The following is a 23957-nucleotide window of genomic DNA, read 5'->3' on the forward strand; positions in this document are numbered from 1 at the left end:
TGCTTTGTTAAACAAGCTTAATTACTTTTTTAAGCTTAACGTGCTACTGCTGCGGGTTTTATTTCCTGTGGCAGTATTTGCTTTGTGAGTCTTTGATTTACCTACATAGGTAGTAGAGCGTTTTTGATAAGGCGTATTTCGACTACTTTTTTTAGCGTGCTTTTGTTGCTCGTCATTATTTTCACGACGTAGTTTCCCGCCCTGAAAATCACGCTTATGAGCAGATTTAGCGCCATTATTTTTAGCTTGTTCAGTGTAATTGCGCTGTTCAGTATCATCATAAAGTGAGTGTTCTTGCGTTTTACCTGAATCAGCAATTGAGTCGTTAATGACCGCCATTTCAGCGTCGCTTAAATGTCGCCACTGCCCTACTTTCAATCCTTTGAGGGTTACGTTCATAATACGCACACGTTTTAGTGTAACCACTTCGTAACCTAAGTATTCACACATACGGCGAATTTGACGGTTTAAACCTTGGGTTAAAATAATGCTAAATTGCTGCGCACCGGTCTGAGTAACTTTACACTTTTTAGTCACGGTATCTAAAATAGGAATACCGTTCGCCATTTTATTTACAAACTGACGATTAAGTGGTTTGTCTACAGTAACCACATATTCTTTTTCGTGGTTATTGCCAGCTCGTAAGATTTTATTAACGATATCGCCTTCATTGGTTAAAAAAATCAGCCCTTCTGAGGGTCTGTCTAAACGACCAATCGGAAATATACGTTCAGGATAATTAACAGCTTTAACTATATTACTTTGAATTTTACGCTCTGTGGTACAGGTAATGCCCACAGGCTTATTATAAGCAATATACACACGTTTAGGTGGTGCTTTTAATGGTTTACCATCAACCAATACCACATCGCTTTGTGCAACTTTAACACCCATTTCTGGTAATTCGCCATTAACGGTAACACGACCTTGCTCAATATATTTATCGGCTTCGCGGCGAGAGCAAAACCCGGTTTCACTAATAAATTTATTTAAACGCTTCAAGTCTGTCATCTGGCAAATCTTCTTAAATATAAAAGCGCATAGTTTAAACTACTCAAGCTATTTTTTCGCGGTTAATTTTTGCTAATTTACGCCATAGGTATTCAAGCGGGCCTTGCTTAAAATAACGGCAATAAATAGCTGTAAATATAAGCTGTACAATCACTAAGCTAATGGCAACAAGCCAATAATCGAGTCGATTAAAACTAAGCGTCCACTGCGGAAAAAACACTTTAAACAATAATAACTGCATAATGGTTTGGCTTATGTATAAAGTAAACGCTAAGCGTCCAACTTGTTGGATAAGCCCCCCTATGTAGGCGCTGTTGTCGCAAAGTTTAACAATTAAATGAATATAAAGCAGTGCAACACATAAGGCAGCAAGTTCATTAACAGGCTCTTGTAACGCATAACCAATACCTTGTTCATATGACTCTAACACTAATCGTAAGCTAGTCAGCAACACACTTAACACAGCAAGTTTAATTAGCCCCGACCTGCTAAATCCATCACTAAACACATTACATTTGTAGGCAACAATACCAATTAGCATAAAGCCAGCACTTGCCCACAGTAATAAAATAGGCACTGTTAGCAACATATAAATGCTCATTGTTATATTTTGGCTAAAATGCGCACCAATACTTTGGTAATAACTATTATATATCTGGTCAAACTCGGGAGAATCCCTATAGAGTGGTTCCTCATTAAGCCCTAACATAAATATGGCAATGGTCATTAAAGAAATAAAAGTAAAAAGCGCCGCTTTGTTTTTAAGCTCTTCATTCGTGTAATCTAAATAGCGCAATATAAATAAACCTGACACCCCATATAAAAACAAAATGTCACCCGCCCACAATAAAAAACCATGTATTAAGCCAAACACAATAAGCCAATATAGGCGTTTTTTTAATGGCTCAATACATTGCTGTCGCTGGAACTGAATATAAAGACCCGCACCAAACAATAACGTAAATAAAGTGCGAAACCGCCCTTCAACAAATATAAGGCTTAGTATGTTTAGAAACTGATCGCTAGGTGGTGATGTTGTGAGTGGCGTATAATTAAGCTCGAAAATAGCAAAGGAAAAACAGTTAATAAATACCAGACCAAGTACGGCTACGCCCCTTATAAAGTCCATATTATAATTGCGCAAAGCATGAATTCCCTAAATATTATCTTTATAGCTATCGGCCCATTGTACCGCTTGTTTGTATAATTTTGGTAAAAAAGCACTGTCTAAATTAATCAGTAATACCGCTTTCTCAAGCGCCCACCAGCTTCCTGTTTCGTAGGCTTTGACTGTTTCAAGGATATAATATAAGTTATTTTTTTCACCAGTTAACGCTGCTTTTATATCTTCCGGGAATGGAAGTTTATCAACCAGCAAGTCCATTGGCTTGTCTAAAATAGCATCGAGCAGTGAAAAAAGCCCCGTTAAAAATGCTTCACCTTGAACCTGCTTAGCAACTTTTGCGGCTATTAATTCACAAAACCGTGCGCGAATAACGCACATCTGCATGAGCTCTATAGGCTTAGAGCGAGCTGTATGGGCAGTGACAATTAAGTTAACAAACTTTTTTAAACGTGCTTGGCCGAGGTAAACTAACGCTTGTTTTAACGACGAAATTTGGCTTTGTAGCGGAAACACACCGCTATTTAATAAACGCAGTAACTTGTAGGCCAATGCCGCATCAAGCTCAAATAAACCGGTGATCACTTTAACATCAGGATCTGGCTTCATTACTTCTGAGTAAATGGCGATCACTAGGCCGTAATTATAGTGCATATCTTTTTGTTCTATCATCACTGGGCGCGCAAAATAATAACCTTGAAAATAATCAAAGCCCATTTTACGGGCCAATTTATATTCTTCAACGGTTTCTATTTTTTCGGCTAGTAGTTTAATATTTTTGTATTTTTTAAGCTTATTCACCACCAGCGGAATTTCAGCAAGTGGAGTAAGGCGAATATCAAATTTAATTAAGTTGACCAGCTTTAAAAAGCGCTCCCACTGCGGCTTATAAACAAAATCATCAAGGGCTAATTTGTAGTTACTGTGGAATAGTTTACGACATAGCTCGTAGGTATCGTCGGTGGGCTCTATGGTCTCAAGTAATTCAATAACCACATCTTTACAAGGTAAAAAATCACACAAATCAAGTTTTAACGACTCAGGGCCAATATTAATCAATGCTTTTTTACCCGAGGTAATGTGACGAGTACCTAGGTTAAGCTGGTTTTCCATGATAAGCCTCGCCGTTGCTTGGCCATCAGACACACCAGGAAAGCAATTTTCAGGACTATCGCGAAATAGCAGTTCATAAGCAACTACATTTTGATTCCTATTTAGTATTGCTTGCCTTGCCACAAATACAGACACATTACCTACTTTATATTATTTCCACCAGACTAAGTAATTAAAGCGTAAACAAGAAGGGATGTCACTGAACTTTATAAAATTTTTTAATATAAGTATGTTATATAATCAGTTACCACACTATCCCAACTAAATCGTGCATCAGCAGCTCGCCTTTTTATTGCTTGCCATTGCTTAGGGTTTGTTTGATATAGGCTAAGTGCCTCAGTTAAACTCTGCAAGAGTGCATTAGCTTGTGTACTTAGTGTATCGCCGTTAAAACAAAATCCACTGACATTATGCTCTACGGTATCTTTTAAACCTCCGACACTGTGCACTAAGCAAGGTTGGCCGGCTCGCATTGCGAGCATCTGGCTAATCCCACAGGGCTCAAAAGAACTCGGCATTAAAAATAAATCACCTAATTGATACATTAAATCGCCAACACCTTGCCCATAGCCTTTTAAAAACAAAAAGTTGTTATTACGTGCCATGGCGCAGGTAAAAAGGTGTTCAAGTTTACTATCGCCTGAGCCCAGCACAAGTAAACGCCCCTTAAATTGATTAATGATCTGACACACTGAATCAATAGTCAGGTCTTTGCTTTGTTGCTGGCAAAGTAACAATACTTTTTGATCAGTGAGCCGCCCTACACTTGTTACAAGTGGCCCTTGCTTATCACACGCCATAAATTGTAAAACACGCTGATGGGCGATGTAGTAGCTGCTGTGTAATTGCGCGCTTTTTGCCATCCAACTAAACAAAGTCGATTCTATTTGCTCTAATAGCTGACTATAGGTTGCTTCATGTTCGTCTTGAATTGCGTAATCACAGCCGTTGAGTATGCCAATTAATTTGCCTTGCTCAGCCGCTTGCTGTAAATCTCGTTCAAGCCCTTCGCCACCAAAGAATCCGTGGGCGTCATTACTTGCTATTTGCACTTCTTGGCTATAACTCGGTGAAACCACATGTACTTTGTCGGCTAAATTAATGGCACTGCGCATAGGGTTAAAGCAATGCGGATAACGAGGGTCGCATAATCGTTGCCCGTCGTAACTTAACGAGGGAAACCATGCTTCTAAGCTTGAATCATCCCCTTTAAAAGGACGAATTCCCTGCAAAGCTAAATTGTGCACCGTATATACCAAGCGCAGCTTAGCAAGCTTGCCATAACGAGGATTAAATTTAAGTAACACGGCCACACAGGCACTATGCCAATCATGCAAATGTAACGTGTTGGGTTGTGTTAATACCCCTTGTAAAAGCGCTTCACAAATAGCGGCATTAAACAGTGCAAACTTGGTTGCATCGGTAGCAAATGGTCTATTATGGTTGTCGTTACAATACACACTCAATGATTGACTAAAAAGAGGATGACTTATCACTATTTGCCTCACCCCTTTTTGATTCTGTGGAATTTCAAACAAAGATAAAACGTGGGTCTGTGACTTAAATGCCACACTCACTTCACCAATAAAACAGCGCTCACCTAGTTCAAAACCATAATCAGGAATAACCACATCTACCGTCAGCCCCTGCGCCACTAACGCCTTTGGTAAATCACGAATAACATCAGCAACACCACCAACTTTGGCATTAGGTAACGCATCATTCTCTGCAGCAACCATTAATATATGCATTAATTTACTCTTATAGTTTGCTGCAAGGCTTTCGCCTTGCTCTTTTAATTATTGATTTAACTTTGTCAGCATCTCACGGGTTACCAAAACAATTCCCTTTTTAGATACTCTAAAGCCATTGGCTTCGTCAGATTGGCGATCATAACCAATTTCTAGTCCAGGTGGTATCTCACAGCTTCTATCAATAATGGCACGTTTTATTTTACACCCACGGTTAACTATAACACCGGGTAAAACCACCGACTCTTCAATAGTACAATATGAGCGAATATGTACATTCGAAAACAGTAATGACTTTCTTACTAATGAGCCTGAAATAATACAGCCACCGGATACGGTTGAATCAACAGCCATACCCCGGCGATCGTCATCATCAAAAATAAACTTAGCTGGAGGAAGCTGCTCTTGGTATGTCCAAATTGGCCAAGTAGGGTCGTACAAATCCAATTGAGGCTCAGGCATAACCAGTTCCATATTAGCTTCCCAAAATGAATCTAAGGTCCCTACATCGCGCCAATAAGGTTGCCCTACTTGTGCGGGATCTCTAAACGGATAAGCAAACACATTATGTTCTTCAATAATGGCTGGAATAATGTCATGACCAAAATCACGCCCTGAGCCTTCTGTTTGTGAATCTCTTTGTAATTGCTCAAATAAAAACTCAGTATTGAATACGTAATTACCCATTGACGCTAAACACGTACCAGGTTTACCAGGTACAGAGCTTGGTTCAGCTGGTTTTTCATCGAATCGTCGCACTCGGTTTTCTTGATCAACGGTCATTACGCCAAAGGTACCCGCTGCTTCTTCAACCGCGACTTCTAAACAGCATACGGTCATATCAGCACCATTTTCGACATGCTTTGCTAACAAACCGCCGTAATCCATACGATATACATGATCGCCTGACAAAATCATTACATATTTAGGTAATTCATGGCGAATAATATCCATATTTTGAAATACCGCATCGGCAGTACCGCAATACCATTCTTCACCATGGCGCTGTGACGCAGGTAATATTTCAACTGACTCACCTAATTCCTTTTTAAAATGCCCCCATGCACGATTTACATGGCGTATTAGCGAATGAGATTTATACTGCGTTGCAATTCCGACACGTCTTACACCTGAGTTAATGCAATTTGATAGTGGAAAATCAATAATACGATGTTTACCACCAAAATAAACGGCGGGTTTAGCACGCCAGTCGGTTAGCTCATGCAAGCGAGAACCGCGACCTCCGGCAAGAATTAAAGCGTAGGTTTCTCTGGTTAAATTACTTATATAACGATTTGCATAACTGGGCATATTACTCTCTCCGTTTAGTGTCAGCTGTTAGTGTCAGTGTTTGTTTTTACTGTTTGGTGTGTGGTATCAAGTGGAGTTAAATGCCATATATCATCACAATATTGACTAATTGTTCTGTCACTAGAAAATGAGCCACTGGCGGCAGTATTTAAAATACTCATTTGAGTCCAGTATGTTTGATCTGCATAGGCTTTATCAACATCACGTTGCGCAGCTATATAGCTGGCAAAGTCATGGGCGGTTAACCAAGGATCGTTGTTACTTTTAATGCCATTAATCACATCGTCAAATAAGCCAGGTTCAAATAGATTGAAATGGCCACTTTCGAGTAAGTGCATCACACTATTCAAATCAGGGTTATTCGCAATTATTTCACTGGGGTTATAATGCGCTTTTATGTCGTCAATGTGCTCAGCTTGTGCGCCAAATAAGAAGAAGTTCTCAGCCCCAACAGCGTCACGTATTTCAATATTAGCGCCATCTAGGGTGCCTATTGTTAGCGCGCCATTCATCATAAACTTCATGTTGCCGGTACCTGAGGCCTCTTTGCCCGCGGTTGATACTTGCTCCGATAAGTCCGTTGCAGGGCAAATGGTTTCCATGGCGGTTACATTATAATTAGGTAAAAACGCGACTCTTAGAAAAGCAGATACCTGTGGGTCTTTATTGATCACCTCAGCAACATTATTAATCAGCTTAATGATTTTTTTAGCCATCATGTAACCCGGTGCTGCTTTACCACCTAATAAAACGCAGCGAGGCACCATGCCTTGTGTGTCGCCACGGCGTATGCGGTCATATAAATGAATAACGTGTAAAATGTTAAGTAACTGACGTTTATATTCGTGAATACGTTTTACCTGCACATCAAACAGCATGTTAATATCAAACTCTACGCCACATCTTTGTTTTACTAAATCAACTAAGCGTTGTTTGTTTTGTTGTTTTGCTTGTTGCCAATTTATATGAAACTGGGGGTCATCGTAGTAACGACGTAATTGGCTAATTTGTGCAAAATCGCCTATCCAGTCTTTGCCTATTTTTTCGCTAATGATCTGGCTTAAACTCGGATTGCAGTATGCAAGCCAGCGCCGTGGAGTAACACCATTGGTTTTGTTGTTAAATTTATCAGGCCATAGCGCATAAAAATCTTTAAACAAACCCGCGGTTAATAACTGCGTGTGTAGTGCTGCCACACCATTAACAGAATAGCTGCCGACAATGGCTAAAAAGGCCATACGTATTTGCGGCTCGCCCCCTTCTTCAATTAATGATAAATCCCGTTGTTTTTGCACATCACCTGGCCAATGCATGGCCACCTCGGCTAAAAAGCGGGCATTAATTTCATAAATAATCTCTAAAATACGCGGTAATAATTTAGCAAATAACGATACCGACCACTTCTCTAATGCCTCTGGTAGTAAGGTATGATTTGTGTAAGCCATGGTTTTGGTGGTGATATTCCATGCCTGATCCCAATCCAGTTCATGGTCATCAACTAAAATTCGCATCAGCTCGGCAACTGCAATACTTGGGTGGGTATCGTTAAGCTGAAACACATGATGCTGAGCAAATTCAGTAAAATCATTACCGTATTGTTCAATCCATTGTGTAAGTACATCTTGAATACTTGCCGATGATAAAAAGTATTGTTGACGTAATCTCAGCTCTTTACCATTTTCACTGCTGTCGTTAGGGTACAACACCATGGTTATTTGCTCAGCGAGATTTTTTTGTGCTACCGCTTCAGAATAACTTCCGGCATTAAATTCTGTTAAGTTAAATTCGTCCGTTGCTTCAGACTTCCAAAGTCTAAGGGTATTAACAATATTATTTTTATAGCCCGGAATAGGTACATCATAAGGCACTGCTAATACATTTTGAGAACTGATCCATTGGCGATGCTCACGGCCAAATTTATCGGTGTAGCTTTGTACATAACCAAAAAACTTAACCCGTTTAGCTTGCTCCGGTGCGCTTAATTCCCAAGGATGACCTTCTCGTAACCAGTTATCTGGTTGCTCAACCTGATTACCCTCTTTTATTGACTGATTAAACATGCCATATTCATAACGAATACCATAACCGACCACTGGCAGCGCTAAACTGGCACAGCTATCTAAAAAGCAAGCCGCTAGTCGCCCTAAGCCGCCATTGCCTAAACCGGCATCATGCTCAGCTTGTTCCACACTTTCAAGCTCAGTACAGTAAGCTTGCAGTGCCTTTGTAACTTGTGATTCTAAATCTAGATTTAATACCGCATTACCCAGCGCTCTGCCCATTAAAAACTCTAACGATAAATAGGCTGTTTTACGGCGTTTTTGTTGTTTTATTTGTTGATTGGTTTCCCTGCAGCGTGCCACTAATCGGTCTCTGATCGTCAGTGCTAATGCATGATACAAATACAACTGTGACTCGCCCACCACATCACGTCCTAAGGTGTAATAAAAGTGCCGTGTTAAATCATCACTTAAAGTACTTTCGTCTATCACTGGGCCTGCTTGCCAGCCTTTTACTACACACACTTGCTCGTCTTGCTTAGTCATAATCATCGCCTTCTAAATTGGCACTAAAAACCCAACTACTTTGTGCTGAAATATTCACGGTTGCATCTTCTTGAATAACAGATGATGCGTTATTTACACTTGATAACACTAACGTCCATGGCGCGATAATGGGCGATTGTGGTAATTGGCAGACCACAGGCTGTTTACTAGCATTAAGAATAATTAATAACGCATGCTTATTTTGCTTATCAAGTAAGCTATACATTAAAAATTGACGTGTATCTTCATGCCAATGTGTTTCATCCATTTTTTTACCTTGCTCGGTAAACCATTTAACGGTGAAGCGCTCATCAATATCATCCAAAAACACACTGTGTTTAAATGCACTGTGACCACGCCTGATTTTTAGCGCATCATCAATAAACTGAATCAATGAATGATTCAGTTGTGAGTCTTTCCAAGCAAGCCAGCTGGTGCGATTATTTTGACAGTAAGCGTTATTATTACCGCCTTGCGAGTGCGCCATCTCACTGCCAGCGGCTATCATTGGCACGCCTTTGGAGAGTAATAAGGTGAGTAGAAAGTTTTTTTGCTGTTGTAAGCGCAAACTCATTACTTCTGAGTCGCTGGTAAATCCCTCAACCCCGCAGTTAAACGAATAATTAGCGCTATGACCATCTTGGTTGTTTTCACCGTTGGCCTGGTTATGTTTTTGCTCATAACTGACTAAGTCGGCTAACGTAAACCCATCATGGCTGGTAATAAAGTTAATGCTATTTAGCGGGCCTCGGTTACTGTGTTCAAAAATATCAAACGAGCCATGTAAACGCTTTGCCACATCACTAATAATGCCTTTTTCACTTTGCCAAAAGCGTTTAATCACATCACGATATTGATCGTTCCACTCTCGCCAAGGTGAAGGAAATGCACCAAGCTGATAACCACCAGGGCCTATATCCCACGGCTCACTGATCAGTTTAACTTTATTTAACACAGGATCTTGGGCAATTGCTTGTAAAAAGGTGTGAGACGCACTAAAGCCCGTATTTGAACGCGCTAAAATGGTGGCTAAATCAAATCGAAAGCCATCAACGCCCATAACTTCAACCCAGTAACGTAAGCTGTCGAGTACCAATTGTAAGGTTTTAGGGTGATCGATATTTAACGTATTGCCACACCCTGTATCATTAATATAAACATTGGGTTGCCCGTCAATGGTGCGATAATATGTCAGGTTGTCGAGCCCTCGCAGAGATAAAATAGGGCCATCATTTCCTCCCTCTGCGGTGTGGTTGTATACCACATCCAAAATAACTTCAATATTGGCGCGGTGTAACTCGCTCACCATTTGTTTAAATTCGTTTATATCGTCATTAACCAAATAGTCTTTATGAGGAGTGAAAAAGTTAAGACTATTATAGCCCCAGTAATTTTGCAGTCCTTTAGCGGTTAAAAATTGTTCACTTATAAAAGCATGCACAGGCAAAAGTTCAATAGCTGTTACCCCTAAACTTTTTAAATGATCAATAAAACTGGGATGACTCAAACCTAAAAATGTCCCTTGTAGTGCTCTAGGGATATCAGGATGGCGACAGGTGGCACCTTTAACATGGCACTCATAAATAACGGTATTGGCCCAACTATGCTGTGGCTTTGTTTGTGTATAAGCTACCGACGCAGTCACTTTTGATTTAGGCATATCTATCGCATTATTAACCACACTTTTAGTGCCAATGGGCATTTGCCCGTAATGTCGTTCGCTCCAAGTAAATTCGTTAAACAAGTCTTTTGCATACGGATCAATCAGTAATTTATGTTCATTAAACAACATGCCTTTTTCTGGGCTGTATTCGCCATCAACCCTAAAGCCATACAATGCGCCTGTGCTTAATGGGGCTATGTGAATGCTCCATACGCCGCCTTCATTAATATTCATGGCTATTTTTAATATTTCTGTATGGCCGCTTTTATCAAATAAGCACACAAAAGCTTGGCTTGCATTAGGGGCATACAAGGCAAAGTTAACGCCTTGGTTTTGTACACTCGAACCCAGTGGCAAAGGCGCACCCTGAGTAACCTCAAAGCAATTACTCATCATTCACCTTTTCTAAGTAAAGTGTGGTTAAGCCACCAATATTAACTGTAATACTGTGATCAAACCCATGACTTGGCTGAACAACTGAGTGGATAAGCTGGTTTTTATCCTCTGTGACACGATAACCTGAGCCAAAAAAGCAAACCTCATCGGTGTTTAATACCACTTTATATATGCCCTTCGCTGGCACACCTAAGGTGTAGTGTTGATAAGCCGTTGGTGTAAAGTTAGCGACAATAACCATAAAGTGGTCAGCCTTTTTAGCATAACGAATAAAGCTAAACATACTCTGCTGGCTGTTATTATTATCTATCCATGAAAAGCCCGTTGCACAGCTATCAAGCTCATATAAAGATGGATGCGCTTGATACACTTGGTTAAGACGTTTAACCGTATGCTGAATACCTTGATGACTTTGATGCTCAAGCAAGTGCCAGTCTAGTGAATGGTCATGATCCCACTCTTTACGCTGTGCTATTTCGGCGCCCATAAACAGTAATTTTTTGCCTGGATGTGCCCACATAAATGCATAATAAGCACGCAAGTTTGCAAACTGCTGCCAATCGTCACCGGGCATTTTGTTTAGTAGTGATCCCTTTCCATGCACCACTTCATCATGACTGAGCGGTAAAATGTAATTTTCACTAAATGCATACACCATAGAAAATGTCATTTTATGATGGTGATATTTTCTAAATAACGGATCTTGCTGCATATAATCTAAGCTGTCATTCATCCAGCCCATATTCCATTTATAACCAAAACCTAAGCCATTGTGTTCAACACTTTGCGTGACCCCAGGCCAAGCCGTTGACTCCTCGGCAACCATCATAATGCCGGGGTTATTTTTATAACTGCGTAAGTTCACTTGTTTTAGGCACTCTATAGCCCCTAAGTTTTCTCGACCGCCATAACAATTAGCTACCCACTGTCCTTCTTTACGACTGTAATCAAGATAAAGCATCGACGCCACCGCATCCACACGTAGTCCGTCTATGCCAAATTGGCTAAGCCAATACATCGCATTAGAAATTAAAAAGCTTTTTACTTCAGGGCGGTCATAATTATAAATATAGGTGTTCCAATCAGGATGAAACCCTTGGCGCATATCAGCGTGTTCGTATAAATGGGTGCCATCAAAGCAATGTAAGCCATGCGGATCGCTTGGAAAGTGCCCAGGGACCCAATCAAGTAATATGCCTATATTAGCTTTATGGCATTGTTCAACTAAGTATTTAAAGCTGTTGTAATCACCAAAGCGGCTCGTAGGTGCAAACAGCCCTACTGGCTGATAACCCCAAGAGCCATCAAACGGGTATTCACTTATCGGCATAAGTTGTAAATGCGTGAACCCCATTTCAATCACGTAGCCTACAAGCTTATCTGCAAGCTCGGTGTAGCTTAAGTAACGGTTATGCTCAGCGCGTTGCCAAGAGCCTAAGTGCACTTCATAAATACTGATAGCCGCATCAATATGATTACGCTTTTGGCGATTTATAATCGCTTGTTCACTTAGCAAAATAGGCGCTGGTTTGTACTGTAATATACTGGCAGTGCCCGGTGCTTGCTGCATTTTAAACGCAAAAGGATCGGCTTTATCTAAGACCTCGCCACTGAGCGTAGTAATAGCAAATTTGTAGCACATGTCTGCACTTAAACCCGGGATAAATAATTCCCATACCCCACTGGCCGGATGAAATCGCATAAAATGGCGATTCGCTTGCCAAAAATTAAACTCACCAATAACCGATACACTGGCGGCATTAGGCGCCCACACACAAAAACGAACACCATCTACCCCTTGTTGTGTAGTAAATTGCGCACCTAGGTGAGTATAAGCATGCTCAAGGCTACCTTCGTTAAACAAGTACATAGCTTGTTCATCCAATGTACTGCTGAAGCTGTATTCATCGTAAAATGTAACATCGCTATTTTCATAACTAACCTGGCATTGGTAAACACTGCTAGGCATGCTTGATAACTCAGCGATAAATAAATCACTGTGTTTATAGCGTAACGCGCTAATAACTTGACCATCAATTAACAGTTCGACGCGTAATGCCGCTGGCAAATACACGCGTATTTCAGTGCCACTTTGGATGTTGTGCGCGCCTAAAAAACTAAACGGGTCTTTAAATCGCCCTGCAGTTAAAGCGTTTACCTGTGCGTCATAATCAACTAATTGCGTTGATACCTTATTTTTAGTACTGCCCATTTACGCATTCCTTATTGAATGTATTGCAGCCAAAAGAGCAGCATTATCTTTAAAAATATCGTCGCACGTATGTGTGAGTACCCGTCGCCAATTAGGATACTCTTTGTCGGTGCCAGGAATATTGACTGGGTAGTGTTGCTTATCTAAATCATCAAGCTGTAATGCAAGTAAACGAGACGGCGATTTAGCTAAACATACAGCCAAAGCGCTATAAACGTCAAAAGCATCCGTGTTAAGTGACAAGGAAGTGTTTTGCGGATTTAAAAAGCGTAATAGCCGGTGCTGCTCTTGCTCTCGCTGCTGAACTAACTGCTGATACTCATCAGTATCAATCAGCCCATACTGCTGTTTAATTTTTAAATCGCTATGCTGCCACCAGCCCACAAATGGCGGTACATCATGATTGGCTATCATCAGCAGGCATTGCTCGCTGAGGTCATCGCTATTTACAAATTCATCATTTTGTTGTTTTTCAAAATAAAATAAGCTGTTTGAGAAAATGCCACTATCAACCAGTGCCTCTTTTACCTCCGGTGGAACAACCCCTAAATCTTCGCCTATTACTATGACCTGATTAAGATGAGATTCAATTTTTAAAATTGCTAATAAATGCTCAAATGGGTAGTACACATAACAGCCATCTTGGGTATTATTGTTTATGAAACACCACCACAAACGCCTAATCGCCATTACATGGTCGATTCGTAACCCGCCTGCTGCATCCATATTGGCGCGTATGAGTGAGCGATAAAACTGATAGTTATTGTCAGCAAGGCGCTGCGGGTTTATTGCTGGCAGCCCCCAATTTTGGCCGTTAGGTGCCCAAGGATCTGGTGGTGCGCCAAGGGTTGCATCTTGACTAAATAATCCCTGCTGGTATTTAAATTCAGTGCCCTCATTAGCACAACCCACCGCTAAATCATTAATTAAACCAATCGCCATCCCTTGCTCAATACAATGCTGTTGGCATAGCGCGAGTTGGCTGTGTGCTTGCCATTGGAGGTAATATTCAAATGTGGGCTCTGTGGTTTCTAACATAGCAAGTACATCACTGTACTGTTTACAAAACGCACTAAATTCGTTTTGCCGTGTTTGACTGCCCTGTTGTTGAAAATGCTTAAAAAGCAGCTTAAAAGCAGCATATTTACTCTCAGTAACCGTTCTATAATCAATAAACGCTACATTTTGGTCGCTGTATTTGCTTGAGGTAATAGCAGATAACAACTCAGTTAAATCCGGATTGTTAAAGCTGTCTGGCGATAAATTAATTGCGATATATAGCGGATTGAGTAAGGCACGATTGTTTGGGTTGTAGGGGCTGGCGCACTCAGGGTTATCTGCAAACAATAAGTGCAATGGGTTAAGTAAAATATAGTCCATATTTTGCTTTGCACATAAGGTTGCCAACTCAAGTAAATCACTAAAATCGCCAATCCCGAGTCCGGCTTTATTTTTTAATGTATATAACTGAATTGATAAGCCAAAGCGTTTTTTATCCGCTATTTGGTAGGCTTGTTCAGGGGTAGACCAAATTTGTGTTTTAGCAGATTGCTCACCCATCGTTAATAACGCATCATAATAGCCGGTTGGTAAATGCGTCAGTGGTAGCGCTATTTCTATATAACGACACCCATTTACAAAGTACTCACCTAATGCTGCATACTGAGCAATGTGTTCAAATTGCAGCTTTATATTTAATGCTGCCACAGTTAATGTAATTTTGTGATGCGTATCAGCTTCATTAACACGCACCTTTAGCACATTACTAGCCTGATCTATTATGCTAACAGCAGGTACGAGTGTTAACCATGTAGCCGCATCCAATTGATAATTTAACTGGGTTATTTGCGCCGTATCACGTGTGTCAACGCCACAGCAGTGCAAAGCAGATTTACGGGTGTCTTCGCTAAATATAACGTGTTCACCCGTATACTTAGTGTATTCGTAACCAATACCATGCAAATAAAACAATTGCGATAGTGCGTCCATTCAGCGACCTTAATTAATGCGTTGTGTATTTACTATACTATTTTCTGTACCAAAATTATTAGCAATATACCCATCAGCCTGATGATCGTTATCCCACTGTTTACCATTTATTAAATAGCGAAAATGAAACTCTTTATCAACGGGAAGACGTTGCTTGCATTTAAATACGCCACGCTTTTTGTTGTGCTTCATTGGCACCGGCTGCCAATCATTAAATTCTCCAAGTAAACAGACATCATCTGCATCTGGGTGAGAAAATTCAAAGGTTACTTCTGCTTCATTTTTTGTTTTAAAAAAGCGTTTATTCAACATAATAGGCTCCAACTAAACCATAAGGGTTCTTCATCTTTGCCACAGGCCAAACAGCTTAAAAAGGCGGTGTGGAATCCATTCATTCACATAAAAACAGCTTTAAAGTTAATCAAAACTTTATTTACGCATTATTACAGTGCGTTATTTATTTTATCGCACTGGTTTGGTGCAATTTTAACCATTAATACTGATTTTTACGTAAGCTCTTCAACTGAGCAACTTTTAAACCAACTACACCATAACAGCTAATTAATTTGCTTTTGTCCTTATACACAAACTTATTAATTTTTATTACTACATTAAAACTATAAAAACCTTTAGCTTAACAACATCATCAGCGATAATAACTATCTACTAAGCCAACCCGATGAACACTTAAATACAATGTTGAAAAAAAGCATCCTTATTACTTCTGTTATCGTCTTTAGCATCATTACGGCTGTTGTAGGCAGTTCAATTTATACACTATATAGTAAAAAGGTGGTCTCTGTAGACCCAAAACTAAAAGAAATTTCAGGCATTGAGTTTGATAAACATAAACGGCTTTGGGCTATTAACGATAGTGGCGACGAGCCTAAGCTTTATAGGCTCAATGACGATGGTTCAATTGCAAAAGAAGTACTCGTCACGAATGCAAAAAATATAGACTGGGAAGATATGACGCAAAATAAGTTTGGTCATTTCTTTTTAGGCGACTTTGGTAATAATAAAAATGAACGTAAATGGCTAACAATTTATAAAATAGAAAACCCCATAGATATAAAAACCAATACAACAGAAGCTGAAATTATAAAGTTTACCTACCCAGAATTAGATGGCAGCCCAATACAGCCTGATCAACGTAATTATGACTTAGAAGCGTTTGTGGCTTTTGGTCGACATTTATACTTGTTTACTAAAAATCGCACAGAGCCATTCGATGGAATTACTAACGTTTACAAAGTAGGCGACCATGCAGCGAATTTTGATGCCCAGCTGATAGATTCATTTAAAACGTGCACCACTATGGAAAAGCTTTGCTGGATCACATCCGCAGCACTTAGCCCAGATAGAAAAAAGCTCGCACTACTAGATTCAACCAGTATTTGGCTGTTTGAAAACTTTAAAGGCGATAAGTTTTTCTCTGGCGATGTATTTAAAATTGACTTAGGTATTGTAACCCAAAAAGAGGCAATCACCTTTTATGATGACAACACCATCGCCTTTACCGATGAAGAATTCAAAGGCATTGGCGGCAATGTTTATTTTATAAAGCTCGACCAAGTAACCAAAGTAAAAGTGCAGCGAAGCCATCCTCAGCCGCAGTAGTTTAAAAGAAATCTATTTCTGAGAAATTAACTTGTACACTTATTAAGTTCTCGGCAAGTAAATCTTCATAGATACAAAATTTATCTCGGCCATTATTTTTTGCATAATAAAGCGCTTTATCTGCACTTTCTAGCACTGCGATTGGAAAATCATAAGGACTAATACGCGCTAAACCAGCACTGATCGTCATATTTTCAACAAAAGGAAACGATGTATTACCTAATGAGCTGTATAAACTCAGCCATTTTATTACTGATTGAGTCAGCATCTGTGGGCTCAAAAACAATCACGAATTCTTCCCCACCAAAACGAAAAATTAAATCTGTTGAGCGAAAAAAGTGACGCATTTTTTGCGCTAATACCAGTACCACTTCATCTTTACAGATATGACCTTATTGATCATTTATATTTTTAAAATGATCAATATCTAAAATAGCCAGCCAAGATGTTGATGCCTGCTTTTGTTGCCTTTTATCCTCATCTCGGGATGAGCCGTGCATTTTTAATACTTGTTTTTCAATTAGCTGTTTTATTTTTTTCTCAAAGGTCTATCTATTTAACAGACCCGTTAATTTATCTCTTTCGCTTTCATGGAGTATCACTAAATAGTTTTCAAATATGCGACAAAAAGCATATAGCATCACTTGAGCCGAACTATCTAAACTTTTTGAAACCACAGAAATGGCAGCAACTGTTTTTTCTTGGCGGGTAATGGGGAGGCAACGGCGTTCAATTCCATCGGCAGACTGAACAGTAATAATACAGGCAGAGCGTAAACACGATAGAAGTTCATCCTCAGGCTGTGCAACAATTTGTCGTTGTACCCACTCTAATTGCTTTTCACCCGTCACTTTTAAGCAAAGACTTTGCTCAATAGTCAGTTGGCCTTAAAATTCTATATCTTTATAAACTAAGACCTTTTTACAGCCTATAAATTCTTGGATGGTCGATATCAAACTATATTCAAGAGAATCTACATCTCTATTTTTTGCTATTTTGATGACTGAATTCAGTAAATTTTCTTGCATTGTACTCCCTAAAGCAAACTGGGCGTTTGAGCATTAATAAAATTTAGAATAGACCACGCAGTGGAATATGCTAAATAAAAATTCAAGCATCAATGCTCATTCAGTTTAGGAGCCGCGCTTTTAATATATTAAGAACTGTAAGTGTTATTTTAGCTATTGGTCATGCAATTAATAAACTTCTCAGAGAGCTGTGTTATAGCCACTTTATCAGTGTACATAGGCTCGTTATTTTTTATTATAAACTCAGCACATTGTGCTTGAGATTGTTTGAATTTTTGCTTACATGAGTTTACCGATTCGCCAATTACTTCTTGGTAGATAGTTTCATCACACAAGCTATCGGCAAATTGACTCGCCCCGGTAATAATTTCATTAATGCTGACAGGAGAGGATTCTAATTTGAAGAATATATCGCTGTAAGTTTCAACCGTTATGCTCTGTGCAGGGTCAAATAAAGTCGTTTTTGCACTTAAATATGAGCCACCTATTAATAATGCCACAGCAGCCATTGTTGTGTATTTCATAACATTTCCTTGTAAAGTCTTAGCCCAGTGGTGCTAAAAACGTCCTATTTCACTCACATCTTATTAGCCAATGCTAATAAAATTAGTAACTGTATTGATGAGATTTATTAAGTACCGGAGAATTGCAACAAATGCAGGGCAATAAGCCTATTGATTTGGTTAAAAATATTCCTTGTTCCTAATATCGAGTAGACTACAATCAAGTTAGCTTAAATGCAATAATTAATGCTCACTGAATGTACTAAATAAATCGAATTAACGCTTAAATTTAGTCTCTAAAATAACCGAGGAACGGGTACGCTCTACCCCATCTAAGTTACCAATATCATCAAGTAAGTGGCTTAACTTCTCAAGGTTCTGTGCTTCTACAATGGCAATTAAATCAAACTCTCCACTAATTGCATACAACTGAGAAATCGCATCAATTTGCTTTAATTCAATATTAGTTTTTGTTGTTAGCTTATGTTTTACTTTTATTGAAACATGCGCAGAGACCAAGCTATTTAAAAAGTCATCTCCAAAGTCAACGCTATAACCCTTAATGATCCCACTTTGCTCTAATTTTAGCATTCTGCTTTGCACCGTTGAACGAGATAAACTCAAGTGCCTTGCAAGATCAGAAATGCTAGCGCGGGCGTTCGTTTTTAATACTGAGAGTAGTTTTTCATCTTGGGGAGTTATCATAATGCTAATTAAATTCGTTAATTTGACTATTATTCTAATCATTTTTTACAAAATAGCACTGCAAATTTCATTCATAACCTTTGATAATGACATTTTTAATAAGTAAAACACATTGTATTGCTGAATCATCTTGACCTTATCGTTATTTTTTCAGCAACGTATTTTTTATGTGAATAATTTAGGTGTAAAAATGCAAGTAACCAGAGATTTATTTAACGACGTAATGGTCCCTAATTACAACCCTTCAGCTGTTGTTCCTGTTCGCGGTGAAGGCTCACGTGTGTGGGATCAGAACAATAACGAATTTATCGATTTTGCCGGTGGTATTGCAGTTAATTGTTTAGGGCATTGCCATCCTGCATTAGTCGGTGCACTTAAAGAGCAAGGCGAAAAAATTTGGCACTTATCAAATGTAATGACCAATGAGCCAGCTCTTCGTCTAGCTAAAAAAATGGTTGATGCCACGTTTGCTGAAAAAGTTTACTTTGCAAACTCAGGGGCTGAAGCAAACGAAGCAGCATTAAAATTAGCACGTCGCTTTGCACTGGATAAATTTGGTGCTGAAAAAACTAAAATTATTGCTTTCAATAAAGGTTTTCATGGTCGTACATTTTTCACTGTAACAGTGGGTGGCCAAGCTGCTTATTCTGACGGTTTTGGTCCAAAACCTGCTGATATTGTGCATTGTGACTACAATGATATTGCCGCTTTTGAAGCCTTAATTGGTGATGATACCTGTGCGGTAATGATGGAGCCATTACAAGGTGAAGGCGGCATTGTGCCACCAACTAATGAATTTGCACAAAAAGTACGTGAGCTGTGTACTAAACACAACGCACTACTTATTTTTGATGAAGTGCAAACCGGCGTTGGCCGTACAGGTCACTTATACGCATACGAAGGCTTAGATGTTGTTCCTGATATCTTAACGACGGCTAAAGCCTTAGGTGGCGGTTTTCCAATTGGCGCTATGATCACCACCACTGAAATTGCAGCACACCTAAAAGTAGGCACGCATGGGTCTACATATGGTGGTAACCCGTTGGCTTGTGCTGTTGCAGAAGCGGCATTTGATACCGTTAATACGCCTGCTGTATTAGATGGCGTAAAAGAGCGTGAACATATGTTCCGTGATGGTTTAAATGCAATTAATGAAAAATACCATGTATTTAGCGAAATCCGTGGTAAAGGCTTACTAATCGGTGCGGTACTAAATGAGAAATTTGAAGGCCGCGCTCGTGACTTTTTAGTAGCAAGTGCAAATAACGGCTTAATGAACTTAGTAGCCGGTATGAACGTTATTCGTTTTACACCTTCATTAGTGATCCCATTTGAGGACATTAAAGAAGGCTTAGCTCGCTTTGAAAAAGCAGTAAGCGATGTAGTAAACGGTTAATAACTAAGTAAAACATAACTAAGTCCTGAGGCAAACACACGTTTACCTCATGATTTTATATGTTGTTGGAGCAAGTAGTTAATGCAAGTATTACGTCCTATTACTGTCAATGATTTTGCAGCACTTAAAGAGATTGCCATTGAGTCTGGCCATGGCTTTACCTCTTTACCTGTCGATGATGGGCAACTACAAGAAAAAATTGATCGTGCGCAAAACAGTTTTACTAAAAACGTAGATAAGCCCATCGACGAAAGCTATCTATTTGTTTTAGAAGACAGTGAAACCGGAAAGGTAATTGGTACTACCGCCATTGAAGCGGCCGTCGGATTATCTGTACCTTTGTATCATTATCATCTAGGTAAAACCGTTCATCACTCACCTACCTTAAACGTTTACAATACCGTAGATATTTTGAGTATGTGTAATGACTACACTGGCTGCTCAGAAATATGTACTTTATTTTTACGTGAAGACAGTAGAAAAGGCCTGACGGGACGTTTTTTATCACGTTCACGTTTTTTATTTATGGCGCAACACAGCGAGCGCTTTGCCGACACAGTAATTGCTGAAATGCGTGGTGTTAGCGACGAAGACGGTCACTCGCCATTTTGGCAATGGTTACAGGAACACTTTTTTAGCATTGAATTCCCACAAGCCGACCATTTAGTGGGGTTAGGCGATAAAGTGTTTATTAGCGAACTCATGCCTAAATACCCTATCTATGTGAATTTGCTGAGCAAAAAAGCACAAGCGGTGATTGGCCATGTGCATGATAAAACCAAACCAGCACTTAAACTGCTTGAAAAAGAAGGATTTGAACACCGCGGATATGTTGATTTATTTGACGCAGGCCCCACTGTAGAAGCAAAACTCGGTAATATTCGCAGTATTCGTGATTCACAGGTGTGCCCTATTACTATTGGCGAGCTTGAACATATCAATGAGCAAAGCTCAGACACCCTTGCTATTTGTAATCAAGGGGTTAGTGATTTCAGAGCCACATTCACCAAACATGCTCATTACAATCAGGCAAAGCACACCTTAATCATCAGCCAAGAAGTAGCTGATGCACTTCATTTAAAACAAGGAGATGCAGCGCGATTTTTCCGCCTGTAACATTATTTATGAACACACAACTAATTAATAATCAATGGCTTGTAGGCAAAGGCCCAGCGTTTGATTCTATTAACCCAAGTAATGGTGAAATTGTATGGCAAGGTAATGGCGCCAACGCAGAGCAAGTTGACAGTGCCATTAAAGCGGCAAGAGCCGCGCAAGTTCAATGGGCAGATATGCCAATTGAGCAACGTATTACTATTTTAGAAAACTTCGTAGCCCAACTAAAAGAACACAGCGAAGAGTTGGCCACTATTATTGCTCGTGAAACAGGTAAACCGCTATGGGAAACACGCACAGAAGTGGGCGCGATGACAGGCAAAGTGGCCATTTCGATCCGTGCTTACAATGAACGTACTGGTACAACCGAAAACCCAATGCCTGGTGCAAAAGCCTTTATTCGCCACAAACCTCACGGTGTGGTCGCTATTTTTGGTCCGTATAATTTCCCTGGGCATTTACCAAACGGCCATATTGTACCAGCCATACTAGCCGGTAATACCGTGGTATTTAAACCATCAGAATTAACACCTCATGTAGCGCAGTTTACCTTAGAACTATGGTTAAAAGCAGGCTTACCTGCTGGGGTTATAAACCTTGTTCAAGGTGAGTTAGAAACAGGTAAAGCGCTGGCCTCACACCAAGATATAGATGGCCTATTTTTTACTGGTAGCTCAAACACAGGGCATTTATTACATAAACAATTTGCTGGCCACCCAGGTAAAATTTTAGCGCTTGAAATGGGCGGTAATAACCCGCTAGTGGTTAAAGATGTTGCTGATGTTAGCGCCGCCGTGCACGATATTATTCAATCGGGTTTTATCACCTCTGGCCAACGCTGTACTTGTGCACGCCGTTTATTTATTGAAAAGTCGCCCAATGGCGATGCTATTTTAGAAAAGCTGATTAGCGCCACCAAAAATATCTTAGTAGACGATAGCTTTGCGGACGATCAACCTTTTATGGGTGCCATGATCAGTGAAAAAGCCGCATTAGGCATGGTGGCAGCGCAAGCTGAGCTAGTTAAACAAGGTGCTGAGATTCTTGTTGAGCTTAAGCAGTTAAAATCAGGCACTGGGTTTGTAAGCCCAGGCATTATTGATGTCACTAATATAAGCGAAATTGCCGATGAAGAACACTTTGGCCCGCTTATAAAAGTATATCGTTACACTGATTTCAATAGCGCTATAACAGAAGCAAACAACACCAGCTTTGGTTTATCTGCTGGTTTACTTGCTGATAGCGAAGATGATTACAGTCACTTTTTAAAACGTATTCGTGCCGGCATTGTTAACTGGAACCGCCCTATTACAGGCGCATCAAGCGCAGCGCCATTTGGTGGTATAGGTGCCAGTGGCAACCACAGAGCCAGTGCGTACTACGCTGCAGATTACTGCGCATACCCAGTGGCCTCAGTAGAGTCAGAAAAAGTTAACTTACCGCAAACCCTCGCGCCGGGCTTAATAATTGAATAACAATTTAAACAGATTTAAGGATTTACCATGCATACTGATGTAAACACATTATTTGATAACCTGTGGCAAAACTACCTAAGCGTAACGCCATCGGCTGACAAAATTCATGACCTATTAGGCTCAACGCAAAAAGACGATATAATTAACGACCATATTGCGCTACGTACTTTTAATATTGAAAAAGTAGGCCTTGAAAAACTAGCTGCACACTTTTTAGCCATTGGCTACAAAGAATGTGGTGAGTACCATTTTGAAGCAAAAAAACTCTACGCTAAGCATTACGAGCACAGCGATCCAACGCAGCCTAAAGTGTTTATCTCTGAGTTATTAGTTGAAAAATGTTCACCTGAACTACAAGCAATTGTCACTGATATGGTTTCACAAATTGACGAAAGTGCAGTAACAGCAGATAACTTTTTATATTCAGGCACGCATTGGCAAGTAAGCACCGATACATACAAAAAGTTATTAGCTGAGAGCGAATATGCGGCGTGGATGTCTGCGTGGGGTTATCGTGCCAATCACTTCACCGTGAACATTAATACTTTGGCTAAGTTTGATAACATCCATGATGTAAACCAAGCTCTTAAAGATGCCGGTTTTGCACTCAATACCTCAGGGGGTGAAGTAAAAGGCTCACCAGAGGTGCTATTAGAGCAATCATCAACATTAGCTGATGAATACGCTGTAACCTTTAGCGATGGCGATATGCGCATTCCTAGCTGTTTTTACGAGTTTGCTATTCGTTATCCAAAACCTGATGGTGAAATTTACACCGGTTTTGTCGCTGCCTCTGCAGACAAAATATTTGAAAGCACCAACGCACGATAACCAAAGTGTGTTGAATTTAAAAAGCCCACTTTTGGGCTTTTTTTATGCCTAATGAATGGTTTAAAACAATTTTATATATCGATAAAACGATAAATAAAAATGAGAACAATCAATTGCCCCCTTATGGGCATGCAGGCTTATGTGTGTAAACTTAAACGCAGTTGCTTA

Annotated in this window: 17 protein-coding genes and 1 pseudogene; 5 read left to right on the top strand and 13 right to left on the bottom strand. The window is 39.9% G+C overall.

Annotated elements, in window-relative coordinates:
• Positions 1–21: 21 nt before the first annotated feature.
• From rluF to MTN97_RS10735, 10 genes are all read right to left on the bottom strand, one after another.
• Positions 22–1011, bottom strand: coding sequence for a 23S rRNA pseudouridine(2604) synthase RluF (rluF, locus tag MTN97_RS10690; RefSeq protein WP_214552163.1), 990 nt, complete (start codon positions 1009–1011; stop codon positions 22–24).
• 43 nt (positions 1012–1054) lie between these two features.
• Entirely contained in the window at positions 1055–2140 is a 1086-nt protein-coding gene (locus tag MTN97_RS10695; protein WP_248474397.1) for a DUF418 domain-containing protein, read from the bottom strand.
• A 27-nt stretch (positions 2141–2167) separates the two neighbouring features.
• A complete protein-coding gene (locus MTN97_RS10700; RefSeq protein ID WP_036983965.1) occupies positions 2168–3382 on the bottom strand; it encodes an EAL and HDOD domain-containing protein in 1215 nt (404 codons plus the stop codon).
• An 83-nt stretch (positions 3383–3465) separates the two neighbouring features.
• Entirely contained in the window at positions 3466–4998 is a 1533-nt protein-coding gene (locus MTN97_RS10705) for a glycogen synthase (RefSeq protein WP_248474367.1), read from the bottom strand.
• 48 nt (positions 4999–5046) lie between these two features.
• Positions 5047–6309, bottom strand: coding sequence for a glucose-1-phosphate adenylyltransferase (glgC, locus tag MTN97_RS10710; RefSeq protein WP_069438937.1), 1263 nt, complete (start codon positions 6307–6309; stop codon positions 5047–5049).
• Between the two features lie 20 nt (positions 6310–6329).
• A complete protein-coding gene (locus MTN97_RS10715; RefSeq protein WP_248474368.1) occupies positions 6330–8855 on the bottom strand; it encodes a glycogen/starch/alpha-glucan phosphorylase in 2526 nt (841 codons plus the stop codon).
• On the bottom strand, positions 8848–10911 hold the full coding sequence (gene glgX, locus MTN97_RS10720) for a glycogen debranching protein GlgX (protein ID WP_248474398.1): 2064 nt from the start codon (positions 10909–10911) through the stop codon (positions 8848–8850). The genes MTN97_RS10715 and glgX overlap by 8 nt, the downstream gene beginning before the upstream one ends.
• Positions 10904–13126 carry a 1,4-alpha-glucan branching protein GlgB gene (gene glgB / locus MTN97_RS10725; protein ID WP_248474369.1) on the bottom strand — a complete coding sequence of 741 codons (2223 nt, stop codon included), beginning with the start codon at positions 13124–13126 and terminating at the stop codon, positions 10904–10906. The genes glgX and glgB overlap by 8 nt, the downstream gene beginning before the upstream one ends.
• Entirely contained in the window at positions 13127–15115 is a 1989-nt protein-coding gene (gene malQ / locus MTN97_RS10730; protein ID WP_248474370.1) for a 4-alpha-glucanotransferase, read from the bottom strand.
• Between the two features lie 9 nt (positions 15116–15124).
• Positions 15125–15427, bottom strand: a complete 303-nt coding sequence (locus tag MTN97_RS10735) for an isoamylase early set domain-containing protein (protein WP_069438942.1) — start codon at positions 15425–15427, stop codon at positions 15125–15127.
• Between the two features lie 384 nt (positions 15428–15811).
• Between MTN97_RS10735 and MTN97_RS10740 the strand changes: the two genes are divergently transcribed.
• Positions 15812–16735, top strand: a complete 924-nt coding sequence (locus tag MTN97_RS10740) for a hypothetical protein (protein ID WP_028834784.1) — start codon at positions 15812–15814, stop codon at positions 16733–16735.
• 1 nt (position 16736) lies between these two features.
• Here MTN97_RS10740 and MTN97_RS18020 read toward each other — a convergent pair.
• The 3 genes and pseudogenes from MTN97_RS18020 to MTN97_RS10765 form a co-directional block, all read right to left on the bottom strand.
• Positions 16737–17616 (bottom strand): annotated as a pseudogene (locus MTN97_RS18020) (GGDEF domain-containing protein).
• A 296-nt stretch (positions 17617–17912) separates the two neighbouring features.
• On the bottom strand, positions 17913–18287 hold the full coding sequence (locus MTN97_RS10760; protein ID WP_036983956.1) for a hypothetical protein: 375 nt from the start codon (positions 18285–18287) through the stop codon (positions 17913–17915).
• Between the two features lie 255 nt (positions 18288–18542).
• A complete protein-coding gene (locus MTN97_RS10765; protein WP_036983954.1) occupies positions 18543–18971 on the bottom strand; it encodes an Lrp/AsnC family transcriptional regulator in 429 nt (142 codons plus the stop codon).
• A 190-nt stretch (positions 18972–19161) separates the two neighbouring features.
• On the opposite strand from MTN97_RS10765, the gene MTN97_RS10770 reads away from it, so the two are divergent.
• The 4 genes from MTN97_RS10770 (at position 19162) to MTN97_RS10785 (ending at position 23789) form a co-directional block, all read left to right on the top strand.
• Positions 19162–20367, top strand: a complete 1206-nt coding sequence (locus tag MTN97_RS10770) for an aspartate aminotransferase family protein (protein WP_138562442.1) — start codon at positions 19162–19164, stop codon at positions 20365–20367.
• 81 nt (positions 20368–20448) lie between these two features.
• Positions 20449–21483 carry an arginine N-succinyltransferase gene (gene astA, locus MTN97_RS10775; protein ID WP_013463229.1) on the top strand — a complete coding sequence of 345 codons (1035 nt, stop codon included), beginning with the start codon at positions 20449–20451 and terminating at the stop codon, positions 21481–21483.
• Positions 21484–21491: 8 nt separating this feature from the next.
• Complete coding sequence (astD, locus tag MTN97_RS10780) at positions 21492–22958, top strand: succinylglutamate-semialdehyde dehydrogenase (protein ID WP_248474373.1); 1467 nt, start codon at positions 21492–21494, stop codon at positions 22956–22958.
• Between the two features lie 27 nt (positions 22959–22985).
• A complete protein-coding gene (locus tag MTN97_RS10785; protein WP_036983952.1) occupies positions 22986–23789 on the top strand; it encodes a DUF1338 domain-containing protein in 804 nt (267 codons plus the stop codon).
• The last annotated feature ends 168 nt before the right edge of the window (positions 23790–23957 follow it).

Source organism: Pseudoalteromonas sp. 2CM36K (genome assembly GCF_023161865.1).
GTDB lineage: Bacteria > Pseudomonadota > Gammaproteobacteria > Enterobacterales > Alteromonadaceae > Pseudoalteromonas > Pseudoalteromonas tetraodonis.